Consider the following 18,402-nt stretch of genomic DNA (forward strand, 5'->3'; position numbering starts at 1 on the left):
CTAACCGCGAGGGGAGAGGATGGCAAGCAGTCGAAAAAAATTGAGAGGAATACTCGAAAAGCTGCGAATGGCGCGATTTTATTGTGCTTCAGGCGGATGATCTTATTGATGTTTGCGCGGGGTTGGATTGGGGCGCAATTGAAACTGGTGGGGGTGTGAGCAGTATTTGCGGTGTGGGATGGGCCGCCTTCGCGAGCAAGCCCGCTCCCACAGTTGATCGTGTTCACAACACAAATCCAGTGTGGGAGGGGGCTTGCTCCCGAAGGGGCCGGTAGCCTCAATCAGGAATTACGGCTGAAATGCACCAATGAAAATCGCCGGATCCACCCGCGCATCATTCAGGCTGATGTTCCAGTGCATGTGCGGCCCGGTTGCCCGGCCGGTCGAGCCGACCTTGCCAACCACCGCGCCACGGGCCAGTTGATCGCCGACCTTCACGTCGATTTTCGACATGTGGCAGAACATGCTGATAAAGCCTTGTCCGTGATCGACAAACACCGTATTGCCGTTGAAGAAGTAGTTGCCGGTCAGAATCACTTTGCCCGCTGCCGGGGTCTTGATCGGCGTGCCGGCCGGCACCGCAAAGTCGAGGCCGGCATGGGGGTTGCGCTCTTCGCCATTGAAGAAACGGCGCACACCGAACTTGCTCGACAGCGGCCCGTTGACCGGTTTGTCCAGCAACAGGTTGCTCGGAGTGTTCGGGCTGAAGCTGCGGTAAGCCTTGATCTGCTCGGCCAGTTCACCCTCGATGCGCTTGAGATTGGCCGGGTTCGGATTGACCTGTTGAGTGTTCTTCAGGGTGATGTGCTGTTCCGGGTATTTCTTGTTGCCGACGGTGAACGGCAGATTGCGCCCGCCGCTGCTGATCTGCTGGCTGCCGGGCTTGACCGTCAGCGGCACACCGACAATCGCCAGCCAGTTGTTCTGTTCTTTCACCACCAGCACCGGTTTGCCCTGATAGGTGGCTTTTGGCGCCTGCGCGGCGCTGCCCAGATCAATCACCGCGACGCCGCCCGGCACCGGTTTGTTCAGCAAACGGGTGATGTAGCTGTCGGCGTGGGCGTTGAAGGTGGTCAGGCACAGCAACAATAACGGAGCAAGAAAACGCGGCATGGATCAGTCCAGTAAAGAAAGGGTGACGGGCGTCAGGTGATTGTCCTCGACGCGCACTTGCAGTTCGCCTTCGCCCAGTCTGGCCTTCAGGCGTTGGCCGGTGTGGGTCTGCGCGGCGTTGCGAATGGCGTGCCCGCGCTCATCCAGCAGAATGCTGTAGCCACGGCCGAGGGTTGCCAGCGGACTGACCACATGCAGCGTCTGCATTTGGCTGTGCAGTTGCAGGCGACGGCTTTTCAGACCTTCGCGCATGGCTCGCGGCAGGCGTTCGGCGAGGCTGTCGAGGCGCTGGCGCAGCATCGCCAATTGGCGTCCCGGGTGTTGCCCGGCGAGCCGGGTTTCCAGACGGATCAGCCGTTCGCGGCGGGTATTCAGTTGGCGCTCGAAGGCCCGGCGCATGCGCATGTCCAGGTCATCCAGGCGTTGTGCTTGCTGACGCAGGCGTTCGCCGGGGTGGCGCAGGCGGCGGGCCATGCCTTCCAGGCGCAGACGATCGCGCATTAGCCGGTCGCGCATGCGCATCACCAGACGCCGGTGCAGGCTTTCGACCTGACGGATCAGGTGACTCGAATCCGGGGCCAACAGCTCGGCGGCAGCGGAGGGCGTTGGTGCGCGCACGTCAGCCACGAAATCACTGATCGACACGTCTGTTTCATGCCCGACGGCGCTGACAATCGGCGTCACGCAGGCATCGACCGCGCGGGCCACGGCTTCTTCGTTGAAGCACCAGAGGTCTTCCAGCGAACCACCGCCACGGGCGAGGATCAGCGCGTCGAAACCACGGGCGTCGGCCATTTTCAGCGCGCGGACGATTTGCGCGGTGGCTTCACGGCCCTGCACGGCGGTCGGGATCAGCGTCAGTTGCACCTGCGGCGCCCGGCGGCGGAACACGCTGATGATGTCGCGAATCACCGCGCCGGTCGGCGAACTGATGATGCCGATGCGTTGCGGATGCGCCGGCAGCGGGACTTTGCGTTCGGCACTGAACAGACCTTCGGCGCTGAGCTTTTCCTTCAGCGCATCAAAGGCCAGGCGCAGCGCGCCGTCACCGGCCGGCTCCACGGTATCGAGAATCAGCTGATAGTCGCCACGCCCTTCGAACAGCGAGACCTTGCCGCGCACCTTCACGGCCAGACCGTCCTTCAACGCCTGACGCACCCGCGCCGCATTGTTGCGGAACAGCGCGCAACGCACCTGCGCCCCGCTGTCCTTGAGGGTGAAATACACGTGGCCGGACGCCGGGCGGGCGAGGTTGGAGATTTCGCCTTCGACCCAGATGTTGCTGAACACGTCTTCGAGCAACACCCGCGCGCGGCCGTTGAGCTGGCTGACGGTCAGGACTTCACGGTCAAGGCCGAGCCTTGAAAAGGGATCTTTAATCATGGGGCGCAGTTTAAAGCTAATTTCCGACGCAATACACGAATCCCTGTAGGAGCTGCCGAAGGCTGCGATCTTTTGATTTTTTTTGGAGAGCCAGATCAAAAGATCGCAGCCTCGTTTCACTCGTCAGCTCCTACAGGGGATTTGTGAAGGTCTGGATGAAGTGTTGAACCAGTGACGTGGGGTTCTGGCGATGGGCGAGGGCGATGGTGCTTTGGCAATCGGGATCGCTCAGCGGCAGAAATCGTACGCCGCCGGGGGCGATGTCCTGCATTGATTCGGGCAGCAGGGCGATGCCGAATCCAGCCTGGATCAACTGCAACTGCGTGGTCTTGCGCGACATCACCCGCGCCGCTTTGGGAAAAAAGCCCTGACGCATACACAGGTCGGCACACAAATAGCTGAGCCCGCCACGCTGCGGATGCGGGATCGAGATAAACGGCTCGTCCTTCAGTTGCGCCAATTCGACAGCGGCTGAATCGGCCAGGCGATGATCGTTCGGCACCGCCAGCAGCAGGCGTTCGGTGAACAACGGCACAACCTGAATGCCTTCGCGCTGACGCAACACCGGCAGGCGCAACAGACCAATGTCGAGGCGTCCTTCCGCGAGTTCCTCAAGCTGCGCCTCGGAGGACAGCTTGCCGATGTCCAGCGACACGCCTTGCTGCTGATCGAGATAAGTGCTGATCCGACGTAATAAATGCCCACTGATCGACACGGTGCTGGAATGACTCAGGCGCAAGGTGCCGAGCTGACCATTGCCGACCTCAGTGGCCATCGCGCTGGCTTTGCTCAGTTCATTGAGCAGGTTTCTGGCCCGCGGCAAAAACGCCTCACCCGCCGCCGTGAGCCGGGGCTGGCGCGCGGTGCGTTCGAACAGCGGGGTTTGCAGGCGCGCTTCCATGTCCTTGACCTGACGGCTCAGCGCTGACTGCGCGATGAACAGGCGTTCAGCGGCGGCGCTGAAACTGCCGCATTCGGCGATTTCCACGAAGTAGCGCAATTGTCGGGTTGAAAGCACCAGGTATGCCTTTTCGAGATGAGTGAGCGACTTTGATCATATTAGTCGCAAGGCTTGGCGCTGGCTAAAGTCATCACAGGCTTATAAAGGAAGCGGATCGATGAGCGTGGCGGGGTTGTTGAGTGAATGGGCGTGGGGCGCGGGTGGCTGGGCGGTGATCGGCTCGGGAATCGCGCTGGCCTATATCGTGTTCGGAATTGCCGGGTTCGGTACCGCACTGGTCGCGGGGCCGATTCTGATTCTGTTCATGCCGTTGTCGAAAATCGTGCCGCTGCTGGTGCTGCTGGATTTCGTCGCGGCGTTCGGTAATCTGCTGCCCTCGCGCCGGGACGTGGCGAAATCCGAGTTGTTACGGCTGCTGCCGTGCATGGCGGTGGGGTGCACGTTGGGGGTGATTTTCCTGCTTAATCTCAAATCTGATCTGTTGTTGCTGTTGATGGGGTTGTTCATCAGCACTTATGCGGTTTACAGCCTGTGGGTGAAAACCCGGCCGACGCAGTTGTCTGCTGCATGGGCATTGCCGATGGGCACGGTGGGCGGGCTGTTTGGCGCGCTGTTTGGCAGCGGCGGCTTTTTATATGCGATCTATCTCAACAGCCGCCTGCCCAAGGACGCGGCGCGGGCCACGCAAAGTGCACTGATCAGTTGCAGCACGGTGGTGCGTTTGAGCCTGTTCGCCATCGCCGGGGTGTATGCCGAGCTACCCTTGTTGATGCTGGCGGTGTGTCTGTTGCCTGCCATGGCGCTGGGCTTGTGGATCGGGCGGCGGTTGACCATGAGATTGTCGCGCGAGGCGTTTGTGCGATTGGTGACCTGGCTGGTGCTGGCGAGCGGGATTGCGTTGATCGGGCGCTACATTATTAGTATGGCGTGAGTACTTGACCGGATTTCTTCAGGGATTAAGCTGCCGGCCGCAATTCCTTTGTAGGAGTGAGCCTGCTCGCGATAGCGGTGTATCAGTTGATCTTGATGTGTCTGACCCACCGCTATCGCGAGCAGGCTCACTCCTACAGGGGTAAATCTCGGTATTTGCAGCAGGCTTGCACCATGAATTCGCAAAGCATCATCGTCCCGAAAATCTCCACCCTGCCGGTCCACGAGCCCCGGGCGCGGGCGATCGTGCGCTGGCTGGTGCGCAAGAACATCATCGAAGAACAGCTGACCACTTGCGGCCGCACCGGCAACCGCATGGCCCATGCGATTGCCGACGGCGCGCGTGCGGTGGTGCTGCACCCCGAAGCGCTGCCTTTCGGTGAGCCGATCAATGGCCTGGAGATCATCGTCAAACGCTGTATCTACACCCCGGCCAAGGGCTTTCTCGAAGAGGCCGGGTGCGCCGAATGCCGCCGCGAAGTCGGCGAAGCGCTGTTCGAAAGCCTGGAAGACTGGATGCCCGGGCGCACCGACAACTTCACCTGCCCGGAATGCGGGCACGAAGATGACATCAACGGCTTTCTGTACTTGCAGGAATGTGCGTTTTCCAACCTGGGTTTCATCTTCAACAACTGGCTGGAAGCAGGGTTCAAGCAGAGCTTTATCGATGAGTTCGCCGATTGGCTCGACCAGCCTGTCAGCTGGGTAAAAGTCGAACTCTGACCCTGAATTTGTCCCTGTAGGAGCTGCCGAAGGCTGCGATCTTTTGCTATTGTTTTCGAGAATCCAGAGCAAAAGATCGCAGCCTTCGGCAGCTCCTACAAAAAGCAGGGTTTTCCGTATATCAGTAACATTGATATCAGGTTGAGTTTTACATTGAACAGCAGGGGGTGTCTGACTATAATGGCGCGCTTCCATTTTCCCGCTCGGGAGCCCCCGCGATGCTGCGTATCAGCCAAGAAGCTCTGACATTCGACGACATTCTCCTAGTGCCTGGTTATTCCGAGGTGCTTCCTAACGAAGTCAGTCTCAAGACCCGCCTTACCCGTGGCATCGAGCTGAATATTCCTCTGGTTTCTGCCGCCATGGACACCGTCACTGAAGCCCGTCTGGCAATCGCCATGGCTCAGGAAGGTGGTATCGGTATCATCCACAAGAACATGACCATCGAGCAGCAAGCTGCCGAAGTGCGTAAGGTCAAGAAGTTCGAAGCCGGCGTCGTCAAGGATCCGATCACCATCGAGGCTGATGCCACGGTGCGTGACCTGTTCGAACTGACCCGCATGCACAACATTTCCGGCGTTCCGGTGCTGCACGATGGCGACCTGGTCGGCATCGTCACCTCCCGTGACGTCCGCTTCGAAACCCGTCTGGAAGCCACCGTACGTGAAGTGATGACGCCTAAAGAGCGTCTGGTCACCGTCCGTGAAGGCGCCGACAAGACCGAAGTCCGCGAGCTGCTGCACAAGCACCGCCTGGAAAAAGTCCTGATCGTCGACGACAAGTTTGCCCTCAAAGGCATGATGACCGTCAAAGACATCGAAAAAGCCAAAGCCTACCCGCTGGCCAGCAAGGACGATCAAGGTCGTCTGCGCGTTGGCGCTGCCGTCGGTACCGGTAAAGACACCGGTGACCGCGTTGCCGCGCTGGTCAACGCCGGTGTGGACGTGGTGGTGGTCGACACCGCACACGGTCACTCCAAGGGCGTGATCGACCGCGTTCGCTGGGTCAAAGAGAATTTCCCTGAAGTGCAGGTGATCGGCGGCAACATCGCCACCGGCGCAGCTGCCAAGGCCCTGGCCGAAGCTGGCGCCGATGCGGTCAAGGTCGGTATCGGCCCTGGCTCGATCTGCACCACCCGTATCGTCGCCGGTGTCGGCGTGCCGCAAATCAGTGCCATCGCCAACGTCGCCGCTGCCCTTGAAGGCACTGGCGTGCCGTTGATCGCCGACGGCGGCATCCGTTTCTCCGGTGACCTGTCCAAGGCCATCGTCGCTGGTGCGTCCTGCGTGATGATGGGTTCGATGTTCGCCGGTACTGAAGAAGCCCCGGGCGAGATCGAACTGTTCCAGGGCCGTTCGTACAAGGCTTATCGCGGCATGGGTTCGCTGGGCGCCATGTCCCAGGCGCAAGGTTCTTCCGACCGTTACTTCCAGGACTCCTCGGCCGGCGCCGAGAAACTGGTTCCGGAAGGTATCGAAGGCCGTGTGCCGTACAAAGGCACCCTGACTGCGATCATCCACCAGTTGATGGGCGGTCTGCGTTCCTCGATGGGTTACACCGGCAGCGCCAACATCGAAGAAATGCGCACCAAGCCTGAGTTCGTGCGGATCACCGGTGCCGGTATGGCCGAATCCCACGTTCACGACGTGCAGATCACCAAAGAAGCACCAAACTACCGCGTAGGTTGATGCTTCAAGCAAATCGTTAAGCAACCGGGGCTGTTTTATTCAGCCCCGAGTTGTTTCTGAATCACGACTGTTTCTGAATTACTTAGACGAGACTGAATCATGGCCCTCGACATTCACGCTCACCGCATCCTGATCCTCGACTTCGGTTCGCAATACACCCAACTGATTGCCCGCCGCGTGCGCGAGATCGGTGTGTACTGCGAGCTGCACCCGTTCGACATGGACGAAGAGGCGATCCGCGAATTCGCGCCTAAAGGCGTCATCCTCGCCGGCGGCCCCGAGTCCGTGCACGAAGCCAACAGCCCGCGCTGCCCACAAGCGGTGTTTGACCTGGGCGTGCCGGTCTTTGGTATCTGCTACGGCATGCAGACCATGGCCGAGCAACTGGGCGGCAAGGTTGAAGGTTCCGAGCTGCGTGAGTTCGGTTACGCCCGCGTTGACGTAGTCGGCAAGAGCCGCCTGCTCGACGGCATCGAGGACCACATCGACGCCGATGGCCTGTTCGGTCTCGACGTGTGGATGAGCCACGGTGACAAGGTCACCAAGATGCCGGAAGACTTCCACATCCTCGCCAGCACCCCAAGCTGCCCGATCGCCGGCATGTTCAACGACGAACGCGCTTACTACGGCGTGCAGTTCCACCCGGAAGTGACCCACACCAAGCAGGGCGGTCGCATCCTGTCGCGCTTCGTGCTGGACATCTGCGGCTGTGAAGCCTTGTGGACTCCGTCGAAGATCGCTGAAGACGCCATCGCCAACATCCGCGCACAAGTCGGCACCGACAACGTGTTGCTGGGTCTGTCCGGCGGCGTTGACTCCTCGGTGGTTGCGGCGCTGCTGCACAAGGCCATCGGCGACCAGTTGACCTGCGTGTTCGTCGACAACGGCCTGCTGCGTCTGCACGAAGGCGAGCAAGTGATGGCCATGTTCGCCGAGAACATGGGCGTCAAGGTGATCCGCGCCAACGCTGAAGAGCAGTTCCTGAACAACCTGGCCGGCGAAGCCGATCCAGAGAAGAAGCGCAAGATCATCGGCCGTACCTTCATCGACGTGTTCGATGCCGAATCCTGCAAGCTGGACAACATCAAGTACCTGGCGCAAGGCACCATCTACCCGGACGTGATCGAGTCGGCTGGCGCGAAAAGCGGCAAGGCGCACGTGATCAAGTCGCACCACAACGTGGGTGGCCTGCCGGAAGAGATGAACCTGAAACTGGTCGAGCCACTGCGCGAACTGTTCAAGGACGAAGTCCGTCGTCTGGGTCTGGAACTGGGCCTGCCGTACGACATGGTCTACCGTCACCCGTTCCCGGGCCCGGGCCTGGGCGTGCGCATCCTCGGTGAAGTGAAGAAGGAATACGCCGACCTGCTGCGTCGTGCCGACCATATCTTCATCGAAGAACTGCGCAAAGCCGACTGGTACCACAAAGTCAGCCAGGCATTCGTGGTGTTCCAGCCAGTGAAATCGGTTGGCGTGGTCGGCGACGGCCGTCGTTACGCCTGGGTCGTGGCCCTGCGTGCTGTAGAAACCATCGACTTCATGACCGCACGTTGGGCACACCTGCCTTACGAACTGCTGGAAACCGTCTCTGGACGTATCATCAATGAAATCGAAGGCATTTCGCGCGTTACTTATGACGTGTCGAGCAAGCCGCCGGCGACCATTGAGTGGGAATGATTGGACGTCCGGCATTGCCCGGCACGATCTAGCAAGAAATGCCCTGGAGCCCGCGTAATTGCGGGCTTCTGGCTTTTTGGGTCTGGCAAATTCTGGCAGCTTTATGCATCGCCAAGCACCGTGTTTGTATGGCATGGTAAGGGGCATTGACTGAGCCAAATGCCATGTTCGGTGCTCGATACCATGTCGCCCTAGCAGGGCAGGGCATGGTATCAAATCTCATCATCAGCCCGGTTTCATTGGGTTTTATCGTGGTGCATGAGTGCTTTTCTGAGCATGGTATTTTTTTCCACGGAATCCGTAACTGCCATGCTGACCGATACCAAGCTGCGTAACCTCAAACCGCAAGAAAAGCTCTACAAGGTGAATGACCGCGACGGGCTGTACGTGGCCGTCACTGCTGCCGGTTCCATCTCATTTCGTTACAACTACTCAATCAATGGCCGTCAGGAGACCATCACGTTCGGTCGTTATGGCGTGGGTGGTATCACACTTGCGGAAGCCAGAGAGCGCCTGGGCGAGGCTAAAAAGATGGTTTCGGCGGGTAAGTCACCTGCCAAAGAGAAAGCCCGTGCCAAGGCACGCACCAAAGGGGCAGAGACGTTTGATGCGTGGGCTGAGAAATGGCTGCGTGGGTATCAGATGGCTGACTCAACCCGGGACATGCGCCGATCGGTTTACGAGCGCGAGCTAAAGCCGCACTTCGGTAATCAGAAACTGGTGGAAATCAATCATGAGGATCTGCGAACGCTGACAGATGCAATTGTGGAGCGTGGAGCTCCAGCCACGGCCGTGCACTCCCGCGAGATTGTGATGCAGGTATTCCGATGGGCGATAGAGCGTGGCCAGAAGGTTGAGAATCCGGCTGATCTGGTGCGTCCTGCAAGCATCGCTAAATTCGAGCCACGTGATCGCGCTCTAGGGCCTGACGAAATCGCGTTGATGTATCAATACCTGGACCGCATCGGCACTGCCTCATCCGTGAGAGTCGCCGCTAAGCTGCTGTTGCTGACCATGGTTCGCAAAAGTGAATTGACCAACGCTACTTGGAACGAAATCAATTTCAGCGAAGCCCTGTGGACCATTCCGAAAGAGCGGATGAAGCGGCGCAATCCCCATTTGGTGTTCTTATCTCAGCAGGCGCTGGATTTTTTCATTGCTCTGAAGACGTTTGCCGGTGGTTCGGATTACGTCTTTCCCTCTCGGTACGATTCCGATTTGCCAATGAGCACCGCGACGATCAATCAGGTGCTGACGCTGACCTATCGGCTCGCGCAGAAAGAGGGGAAGCCGTTGAGCAAGTTCGGACCGCATGATTTGAGGCGGACAGCGAGCACGCTGCTGCATGAAGCGGGTTATAACTCAGACTGGATTGAGAAGTGCCTTGCGCACGAGCAGAAGGGCGTACGGGCCGTCTATAACAAGGCTGAATACCGCGATCAGCGTCGGGCGATGTTGCAGGATTGGGCGGATATGATTGACGAGTGGACGCTAAAAAAGCCACGTGCGAAGGTTTGATTCAAGAGTCCGGTTCGGCCGCGTGAACCCCTATTGATTGTGTATTTTAGTTGACGCTAAAACGAGCTACTAACCGGATCGGTGTGGCTGACTCAACCAAAATATCTCTGGGATTGAGGCAATTGCTTTGGATACCGCTTGGCGTTCGATACCCAGCCTGCGCGCAATCGCTGATTGATTGAAACCAAGCCGTTGGAGCATGAGTATCTGTTTTTTTCTATCAGATAATCTTGAGTCCACCATAAGCCGCGCTAGGTCCCGTAACTCTGCTTCCTCTGCTAGCGTTAACGTTTGGCCAAGCATGTAGCTATGTATGTAGCTGTCAACCAACTCGTCACCTGATTTCGCCTGCGGAGTACCTCTCGAGGCGCATTGGCGGCTGACTCTGGCTAATTCTAGGTCGAATTGCGCTATAGATCGTTTCGCTTTTCTGTACGCAGGATTCCATTCGCCATCCGGTAACTTAGGGCGATGAGCCGCGCAATAAAGGTTGCTGAGGCGCAGTTTTTCATCCATGCCGCGCTGGCCATCGTCGCCGCTGGATTCGGCGAATGTGGCCAGCTCTGCAAGCGTGCCGCAAAATCTACAAAAAACTTTTAAGCGTTGACCATTCAAGCCACGAACATTTCTTTTCGCTGGTTGCTTGCGCTTGCATGCCCATACAAGCTCTATCAGCGTTTCGAGTGTGGCGATAAATCGCTGATCTCTCTTGGACTGCTGGTCTTCTGTTAGGACAAAAGCTCTTAGCAATCGGCGCTGTACGCGAACCATTGCTTCAGAACCAACCAATCGCATGATCTCACTGAATGCTACGCCGGTACCGGCTCCTGGTACGTGCCCTAGATAGCGCGACGGGAGTGTTGCCGTATACGTAGCAACAGCGGGGTCGATGAGTTCTTCTACAAGGCGAGCGATAGGGTAACGCTTCGATGCTGCGGAGTACGGCTCCCAGCAATCTCGAAATCGTCTGATGGCATCTGCGACGGTTGGGTCGCATCCCTTCCAAATGGCGATAGCTGAGCAATTTTTCATGTCAACCATTTTAGCCAATCATTCCGTCGAAGCAAGCGGCACATAGGGGCACGATCAGGCACACATTTGCTGTGACTGATAGAGGCCAAGGTATGCACGTATCGACGAACAGAACGCTCATCGACAAGAAGACGCTTCTAGCGATGATCCCGCTGTGTGAGCGCACGATTTACAACTTTGAAAGCAAAGGTCGATTTCCTCGCCGCATTGCGATCAGTAGTCGTAAGGTGGTCTGGGATTTGGCTGAGGTCGAAGAATGGATTGATGCTTGCAAGGGTTCAGGCCCGGCTCCCAGGCCCGGAGTTGGAGCCTGAATAGTGCGAATCGGGCCCGACGTAGGGCCCATATCGCAGCTTGCGCTGTTCAGTTCTCACGGCGAGGCGCAGATGTATCACGACAGCAGCAGGAGCGGGTTTTTCTCGCTGCTGGTTGACGTGCGTGGCGAAAAACGCCAGTCCTCCCACCGGTTAGCGGACATGCCCACCATTCTCAATTTGGTGGATAAAACCCGCGACACATGGATGTCTCAAGCAGAGTTCATCCGCCCTAATCGGCGGGTCGTGAACCTTGCCCGTTTGGGGCTGTTGTTCACCGATCTTGACACCTACCGCATACCAGCCCTTGCCGGTCGCACGCCTGACCAACTGGCGACGTCTGTGCTGTACTTCTGCACAGAAGAAGGATTGCCAGCACCATCGGTATTGATCTACAGCGGCCGGGGCATCCAAGCAAAATGGCTACTCGACGGCACTATCCCGCGTCAGGCGTTGCCCCGCTGGAATGCGTGCCAACGCTACCTAGTGGATCGCCTAGCACACGTCGGTGCCGATCCGATGGCCAAAGATGCAAGCCGCGTGCTACGAACCATCGAGACGGTCAACAGCAAGAGCGGCGAAGTCTGCCGCGTGGTTCACGTCACGAACGACACCGATGGCCAGCCCGTCCGCTACAACTTCGAGTATCTGGCCGAGGCCCTGCTACCAACTGCCCGTTGGACAATCGAGCAACAGCGGCAGAAGCATTCCGAGCGAGTCAAACGCAAGCCTAAGCCCTTCCATTTGGTGCCCGGCGGTAAAGCTGACAATCTCCGCGGATTCTCCGGCCGCCAGCTTGCTTGGGATCGCCTCGAAGACCTGCGCAAGCTTGCCGAGCTGCGCGGCGGCGTCAACGAAGGCAGCCGGATGCAGCACCTGTTTTGGCGCTTGAACTTCCTGCTACTGTCCGGCGCGACCAACAGCAAGCAGATGTATCACGAAGCCTCGGCGCTGGCCCGCGAGCTAGATCCGCAATGGAATAGCCGCTCCAAAGAGCTGATGACTTTATTTTGCAAGGCCAAGGCCTTCGAGGCGGGGGAAAAGGTAAGTTTCGGAGGTAAGGACTATCCACCACTCTACACCCCAAAGAACGGCACCCTGATTAACCTATTCAGGATCACCGTGGACGAACAGCGGCAGCTCAAGACGATCATCAGCTCGGAGATGGCCCTAGAGCGTGACAGGAAGCGCGATGAGGTCCGTAGGCGCGCCGCCGGTGCCGTAGACCGGAAAACCTACCTCGAAGCGGCTAACGCTAAGCTGGCGAAGGCTCAAGCGCTCAGAGCGGAAGGTATGAGCGTGCGTGCCATTGCTAAGAAAATGGGCATCTCTGTAGGAGCCGTTTCCGGCTATCTCAAGGCACAGCCTTTAGAGTGTTCAGAGTCCGTGCGTATTACTAATGGCTAAGCCCCAGTGTTGAGTGTTCAATGTCCCTCCGTATTACTAATGGCGAAGCCTCCGCGTCGTCGACTGCTATTCGTTCTTGCTGATGCAGGCGGGGGTAGAGCTCGTCGCGCGAGCCTTTAGATGTGTTCCAAGACGACGGTGCTTGTACCCGCGATAGCTGTCCCATGTTCGTGCATATTACTAATCGAAACCCTTTGGTTTCGTAGGTCGCAGAGATGCAATCCATCTGGCCACGTGTTCGCATCGGACTTGGCAGCTGGATGTAGTTATTTCATTGCGGCGACGTCCGATTAACCGGCACCCTCGGTCCACTCGGTTGGTTTGTCCCGACATACAGCATGGTTAGCACTCCATGCTCGTAGCTACCAGGTACTGCGCCAAATTCAACCTGATCCCCGTTGTTGAAAAAACCATCGTGAAGAACGATAGGGCTGCCATTCCTCGGTGTGATTGTGACTCGGGTCTTGCCTGATGGACGACATGATGCACGGACAACGGCATCTGTGTAGGTTTCACTGTCCCCAAACTGGTAGGTCCCGATGTCGCTTTTGCCACCAGGCCGTCGGCAGTCTCGGCCCAATAGTGAGACTCCCATGATCTCTGCGGAATGATCAGTCGTGAGCTTCGCCGGCATATAGAAGGTGAGTTGCGCGACTATCTGTTGGTCTGCTGGCATTGGCATGACGTGGTCCTGAGCCCACGCGATCAACGACAAGCATAGGGGGCCGATGTTTTGAGAAAGGAAGCTTGTGTAAGACTCCATCAACGCTCCGCCGGTGGCGGATAGGAAGGCAATCCATAGCGCCTTGATCCCGCCTTTTTTCCGGTCTGCTGATTCGGGAGGCGATGTTTCTGATTCCTGCTTCTTTGATCTTTCTGTAATGCGCACGTTCGTCCGCTCGATTGTTCAGTCAGTTAAAGCAAGGTTGTATTTTCAAACCAGGGTGACCGCCTGGCCATTTGAGAAAGCGTCAACGATCAGTGTCGGCCAGGTATTCGTCGTAAATTTTATTGGTAAATGGATCAGCACGCGAGAGGCGTCGAGAGGGATACACCCTGACCGGTGGACACCAAAAAGAAAATCGGGGAGCTGGTTTGTCTATCTACTTCCCCCGAAAGGCCTCAGGAGACGGTGAGCCGCTTTTCAGTTGTTCAGTAATGGTACACGCCGGTGAGAGGCGAAAATCGCTCCTAGCGCAGCACATATGCCTTCTTGATGAGCAGCAGGCAAACAAAACCCCGCACTTGAGCGGGGTTGTCTGTAGGGCAGGGTAGTGATTAGCGATTGGCAGGGGGCTCTTGCTGCTGTGCTTGCTGCGCGGCTTGGATGGCCATCAAAACTTGCCGGTTCAAGTTCGCGTTAGTCTTGCTGCCTAGCAAAGGTAGTCGATTTAGAGCCTCTGCCCCGACAAACATGCGATACGAAGCGGACATTGCGAGCGGGCTAACGCGAAGCTGCAGCGCCGTGTACTGCCGATCCAGCTTATCTAGCTGCGGCCCGTAACCTTTGCTTCGAAGCCATCGGCCGAGTGCCCACATGCCAACGGCGAACGTAAAGGCGAATACTGCGAATCCAGCGAACATCAGAAATCCCATCATGATTATTTCTCCGTTTTTTCATTGTTGGAGACCGTACCCGGCACACTCAGCGAGGCTAGGCGACCATTAGTAGGGCTTGCGTCTGAGGCTGGACGGATCACGTTGAAATCCCCCTGCTCGGAATTAGCGGCTAACTCTCCGCTGCTGTTTGGAGCGGCCGAATTGGCATCGCTATTTGAAGGTGGGGTTGATCCAGCACCAAGGGATAGGCCGTGCGCGTTCTCCATGCCAGGTACAGCCATTGAAGCCATCACCCCGAGCACCTTCGCACCTCCATTCGCCGCTTGAGAAAGGGAATTCCCCGACACTTGAATACCCCTTTTGGGTGTCTCTTGTTGTTTGTCTTTGTCGTCGTTGTCTTGCACTACCTTTCCAGCCTGCTTGGCGGCCTGCTGCACGCCGCTGTTAGGTGGCTGGGCAGGGCTGGCCGTCGCTTTAGCGGTACCGCCACTTACGCTCGACCCTGCTGATGTAGAGACTTTGATTGCTGCACCGCCACCAGTGCTGGCACCCACTCCAGAGGACGCGGCGTTGCCCATTGAGGCCGCTGCACCGATGCCGGAGTTTGCCGCACCGGCAAAGCTGGAGTTAATAGAGCCAGCCAATCCTCCGCTACCAGCCGCCCCTGCGACACTTGCACCACCACCGGCAGCGCCAAGCGCACCGGCTGCTGCGGGCGCAGCGGCACCGGCCGTGGTGATGGTGGCGACTGCAGCAGCAGCACCGGCAGCGCCGGCCGCTGCCATTCCGCCGATAGCCGAACCTCCACCCATTGACGTGCCGCTGATCATCCCGCCAATCAGTTCGGGAATAGTCTTGGTCAGGTAGGCGCATACCAAAGCTAAACCTGCCAATGTCATCAGAGATGCTTCGTCATTGGTATAAGCGGCTAACCAGGACTTCGCCGATGTGACGATAATTCCTACGATCAATGTTAAGACGAACAGCTTGGCACCTACGGCAACAACGAAGCGGAGTGGTGCAATTGCAAAATCGCGTGTCCATTGCGAACCACCGAAACCGAAGAAAAGCACGGAGGCATTGATGATGACGTACGACTCTACGAGCGTCACAAACATGAATGCCGCAATAAAGGCGAAGCACAGTAAAACCAAGCAACCAACAAGCGCGATAAGGACTGCTTTACCCGGAGAAAAAAGTGAAATGCCTTCCACGATGGTGCGTGAGAAGTTGACAGCCACCGCGAACATATCACCGGGCTGAAGCGCACGGCCCAAACCGCTAGCCGTGCCCGCAGCTTCTCGGAAACTGTCCACTACGGCTGTCGCCCATGGCACGGAATGTTCAATGACTGCGTAGAAAAAGCCAATGGTCATGAAGAAGCGGATCAGCTCGCCGACAATTTCGCCTAAGTCAGCTTGTCTCATCACTAAAGGCATGAACGTCCAAACCAACTGGATGAGAGCGAGAGATGCCAGTAATTTGAGTGCATAACCCTGTAGCCGTGGTGACCATTCACTTGCGGCTTGATAGAGCATCCGCAAAAGCCCGTTCATTTCATTGCTTTGAGTTACATCTCCTGCTGCCATCGCGCTACCGGCCGAAAGCAAGAGTATTGCACTAACCAGTGCTACAACTGCTGAGCGTTGCATAGTTAGAAATCCTCAGATGGGCCCCAGTTGTTTATCCGTGCTTCAAAGTTCTTATCCGTGTCTGATTGCATCGACCGTTCAACAGCCACGCAATCGGTGCGGATAGAAACAATGAATCCAGATAGAGCAGAGCCACCAAGAGCAGAGGCGATGCATAACCCAACGATCAGATTTTTAGATATGAACATGGTTAGAAATCCTCGGAAGGCCCCCAATTATTTTTACGGGCCTCAAACTTTTGCTCGGTGGCTTCGCTAGCAGCCTTCCGGTCGCCCTGCTGAGCCATATAGTTGCCTTGCATAGTTATTTGCGTGGCCAGTAGATCGCGCAGCTTTTGCAATTGCTGAACGTTCTGAGAGGCTATCTCGTTGCCTGCCTGAATGGCTTGCATCCGGCCCACGGCCGACTGTGAGCGAGCCACTATGTGATCGAGCTGGGTATCCTCAGACTCGAAAGTGCTGGTGTTGAGGTTCGCCGCCTCAAGCGCCATTTTCACGCTGTCGCGGTTTTGCTCTGACCACTTTTGATATCGCTCACCCGCCGGTACTTCTGCCGAGTTTGCAGCTTGATTCAGATAGGATTGAAAGCCGGGAAAAGCCGTATTGAACTGCGAGTCCATGTTCTGGATCTGGCGGCCTAGAGACTGCGAGCGGGTGTAGATGTTGGCCACTTTTTTGAGATCGGCCGCGACGCTACCGAACATTGAGCTGGGCAAGCCGGTGCCTTGAGTGACCATGTTCTGATACTGCTGAATTTGCGTTTGTAATGTCTCGGCGGTGTTCAAGGCGGTATTAACAGCCTCGACGTACTCGAACATCTGCTGATAGAACGTCGAGCAGTTCGAGCAATAGATGGCGTAAGCCGGCGGTGGAGCGATGTACATGGCCAATCCGAAAAAGACGGCTACGGCAATTTTGGCACCATAGGCCGTCTGACGACGGAGTTTCCGAGCAGGAGAAACGGTCGTTTCGTGCAAGGGAATTGTTGCCAGCGGCGTTTTGCCGATAATGGGCGTTATGATTTTTTGCTGCATTTCCCGGCCTCTATCAGTCACTTTGGTCAGTGCCTGATCGTGCCCGGACGTGCTGGTTGCATCGATGGAATGATTGGCTAATTAGGTTGACATGGGGATGATCAATTCTTGGCGATTATTTGTTCAATCCGCAAAGGCTAAACCCTTAGAAGGCTATATAAGATCATCACGGTTGCCGCTGCTTGGGTCATGCCGGAACCCAGGTCGGGGCTTCGACATAGGGGCTGGTACCGTTGGGAGGGCGGACTGCATTTGTTCTGGCACCGACGCTACCGGAATTGTTATTTCGTCAGGAATTGTGGGCTGCTGGGCGCCACGTTTGGTCGGCTTGCGGATGTACTTTCCTACGTACCGAGCGAACTGGCTGTAGCTCAGCCCCGTGTTATCTCCGCCGTGGTTCTCATAAACGACTGTTACCGGCCAACCGGCTTGAATGAGACCCCGAAATTCATCGAGACGCGCTAAAAACGCCACCCGCCCCGCGCCAGTAAGCCCTTCTTTTGGTGTCTTCATCATCAAACCTCCGCTTAAGCATGATTACGCAAGTATGCGCAAAAAATTGTTTACGTACCATGCGTAATCTAGCTTATAAATGCGTAGGTATGCGTAGGTATGCGTAGGTATGCGTAGGTATGTTAGATATGAACCGTTCGCAGAGATACGCATGTATTAGCGTCGAATTGGACGGCAAGATGTGTGTTGTAGGCCTACGCTGCTCCGCAGCTAGGGCCTCCACCACCTACCCTTACTCGCCTGCGGCTCTACGGATCTTGCTCTGCGAGGCGAACAGCCGCTGCCGCGTCTAAAAGCAAAAACACGGCAACAACAGGAGCGCCCATGACAGGCGGCACCAAAGAAAAAACAATGGCTCGCCGACGCGGCAAGCCCATTGAGGTTTGGTTCACTGACGAGGAAAAGGCGGTGATCACGAATAAGGCCAAAGAAGCTGGCATGTCCCGATCGGGCTACTTTCGCGCCATAGGCACTAACACGCCCATTCGGTCGGTCGTGGACCTGACCGCCGTGGGTGACTTGGCCAAGGTGAGTGGCGACCTCGTGCGGGTTGCTGGTCTGTTAAAACTCTGGCTTGCAGAGAAGCGTGGAGAAGGCGCGAACGCCATTGATGTGGAAATTGTGATGATGGAGTTTCGGAGGTTGCAGGTGGCTGTAGGAATGAAGATGGGAGCGATTGTCTAAGCTCACAGGTAAGTCTTAGTTCTGAACAGCTTTTGGATTGTGCAATCCACAAAGACTGATAGCCGATTGGCTGCCCCTCGGACTGTTTTGAGAACGATGCCGTCGCTCAATTGCTCAACGTATGCTATTGGTTGGCTTGAGCTCGCAGGTCACTAGGCGATAGGGGGAGGACCAGATGAAAGATCGACCGCACAGTGAAGCAATGTCCGAGCAG

Annotated in this window: 15 protein-coding genes; 8 read left to right on the forward strand and 7 right to left on the reverse strand. The window is 57.0% G+C overall.

Annotated features, from left to right (window positions below):
* Nucleotides 1-288: 288 nt before the first annotated feature.
* From CKW11_RS06510 to CKW11_RS06520, 3 genes are all read right to left on the reverse strand, one after another.
* Entirely contained in the window at nucleotides 289-1,113 is an 825-nt protein-coding gene (locus CKW11_RS06510) for a peptidoglycan DD-metalloendopeptidase family protein (protein ID WP_095136897.1), read from the reverse strand.
* Nucleotides 1,114-1,116: 3 nt separating this feature from the next.
* Nucleotides 1,117-2,496, reverse strand: a complete 1,380-nt coding sequence (gene xseA, locus CKW11_RS06515; protein WP_095137384.1) for an exodeoxyribonuclease VII large subunit — start codon at nucleotides 2,494-2,496, stop codon at nucleotides 1,117-1,119.
* A gap of 130 nt (nucleotides 2,497-2,626) precedes the next feature.
* Entirely contained in the window at nucleotides 2,627-3,514 is an 888-nt protein-coding gene (locus CKW11_RS06520; RefSeq protein ID WP_095136898.1) for a LysR family transcriptional regulator, read from the reverse strand.
* A 100-nt stretch (nucleotides 3,515-3,614) separates the two neighbouring features.
* On the opposite strand from CKW11_RS06520, the gene CKW11_RS06525 reads away from it, so the two are divergent.
* From CKW11_RS06525 to CKW11_RS06545, 5 genes are all read left to right on the forward strand, one after another.
* A complete protein-coding gene (locus CKW11_RS06525) occupies nucleotides 3,615-4,388 on the forward strand; it encodes a sulfite exporter TauE/SafE family protein (protein ID WP_095136899.1) in 774 nt (257 codons plus the stop codon).
* Nucleotides 4,389-4,561: 173 nt separating this feature from the next.
* Entirely contained in the window at nucleotides 4,562-5,110 is a 549-nt protein-coding gene (locus CKW11_RS06530; protein ID WP_064589059.1) for a hypothetical protein, read from the forward strand.
* A 218-nt stretch (nucleotides 5,111-5,328) separates the two neighbouring features.
* Nucleotides 5,329-6,798, forward strand: coding sequence for an IMP dehydrogenase (guaB, locus tag CKW11_RS06535; RefSeq protein WP_095136900.1), 1,470 nt, complete (start codon nucleotides 5,329-5,331; stop codon nucleotides 6,796-6,798).
* A gap of 99 nt (nucleotides 6,799-6,897) precedes the next feature.
* Nucleotides 6,898-8,475 carry a glutamine-hydrolyzing GMP synthase gene (gene guaA / locus CKW11_RS06540; RefSeq protein WP_003227864.1) on the forward strand — a complete coding sequence of 526 codons (1,578 nt, stop codon included), beginning with the start codon at nucleotides 6,898-6,900 and terminating at the stop codon, nucleotides 8,473-8,475.
* 309 nt (nucleotides 8,476-8,784) lie between these two features.
* Nucleotides 8,785-9,993, forward strand: coding sequence for a site-specific integrase (locus tag CKW11_RS06545; RefSeq protein WP_095137385.1), 1,209 nt, complete (start codon nucleotides 8,785-8,787; stop codon nucleotides 9,991-9,993).
* A gap of 69 nt (nucleotides 9,994-10,062) precedes the next feature.
* Here the strand turns inward: CKW11_RS06545 and CKW11_RS06550 are convergent, their stop codons facing one another.
* A complete protein-coding gene (locus CKW11_RS06550; protein WP_095136901.1) occupies nucleotides 10,063-11,034 on the reverse strand; it encodes a LuxR family transcriptional regulator in 972 nt (323 codons plus the stop codon).
* 83 nt (nucleotides 11,035-11,117) lie between these two features.
* On the opposite strand from CKW11_RS06550, the gene CKW11_RS06555 reads away from it, so the two are divergent.
* Nucleotides 11,118-11,339, forward strand: coding sequence for an AlpA family transcriptional regulator (locus tag CKW11_RS06555; RefSeq protein ID WP_058423359.1), 222 nt, complete (start codon nucleotides 11,118-11,120; stop codon nucleotides 11,337-11,339).
* 72 nt (nucleotides 11,340-11,411) lie between these two features.
* Nucleotides 11,412-12,746: a hypothetical protein gene (locus CKW11_RS06560; protein WP_058423430.1), complete on the forward strand. Its 1,335-nt coding sequence runs from the start codon at nucleotides 11,412-11,414 to the stop codon at nucleotides 12,744-12,746.
* Between the two features lie 1,278 nt (nucleotides 12,747-14,024).
* Here the strand turns inward: CKW11_RS06560 and CKW11_RS06570 are convergent.
* The 3 genes from CKW11_RS06570 to trbJ form a co-directional block, all read right to left on the reverse strand.
* On the reverse strand, nucleotides 14,025-14,345 hold the full coding sequence (locus CKW11_RS06570; protein ID WP_095136903.1) for a hypothetical protein: 321 nt from the start codon (nucleotides 14,343-14,345) through the stop codon (nucleotides 14,025-14,027).
* 2 nt (nucleotides 14,346-14,347) lie between these two features.
* The gene (gene trbL, locus CKW11_RS06575; RefSeq protein ID WP_095136904.1) at nucleotides 14,348-15,958 is read right to left on the reverse strand and encodes a P-type conjugative transfer protein TrbL; all 1,611 of its coding nucleotides are present in this window, start codon (nucleotides 15,956-15,958) and stop codon (nucleotides 14,348-14,350) included.
* A 190-nt stretch (nucleotides 15,959-16,148) separates the two neighbouring features.
* The gene (gene trbJ, locus CKW11_RS06585) at nucleotides 16,149-16,991 is read right to left on the reverse strand and encodes a P-type conjugative transfer protein TrbJ (protein WP_095136906.1); all 843 of its coding nucleotides are present in this window, start codon (nucleotides 16,989-16,991) and stop codon (nucleotides 16,149-16,151) included.
* A gap of 837 nt (nucleotides 16,992-17,828) precedes the next feature.
* Between trbJ and CKW11_RS06595 the strand changes: the two genes are divergently transcribed.
* Nucleotides 17,829-18,188, forward strand: coding sequence for a CopG family transcriptional regulator (locus tag CKW11_RS06595; protein ID WP_095136908.1), 360 nt, complete (start codon nucleotides 17,829-17,831; stop codon nucleotides 18,186-18,188).
* The last annotated feature ends 214 nt before the right edge of the window (nucleotides 18,189-18,402 follow it).

It is taken from the genome of Pseudomonas sp. Irchel s3a10, from assembly GCF_900187525.1.
GTDB classification, from domain to species: Bacteria; Pseudomonadota; Gammaproteobacteria; order Pseudomonadales; family Pseudomonadaceae; genus Aquipseudomonas; species Aquipseudomonas koreensis_G.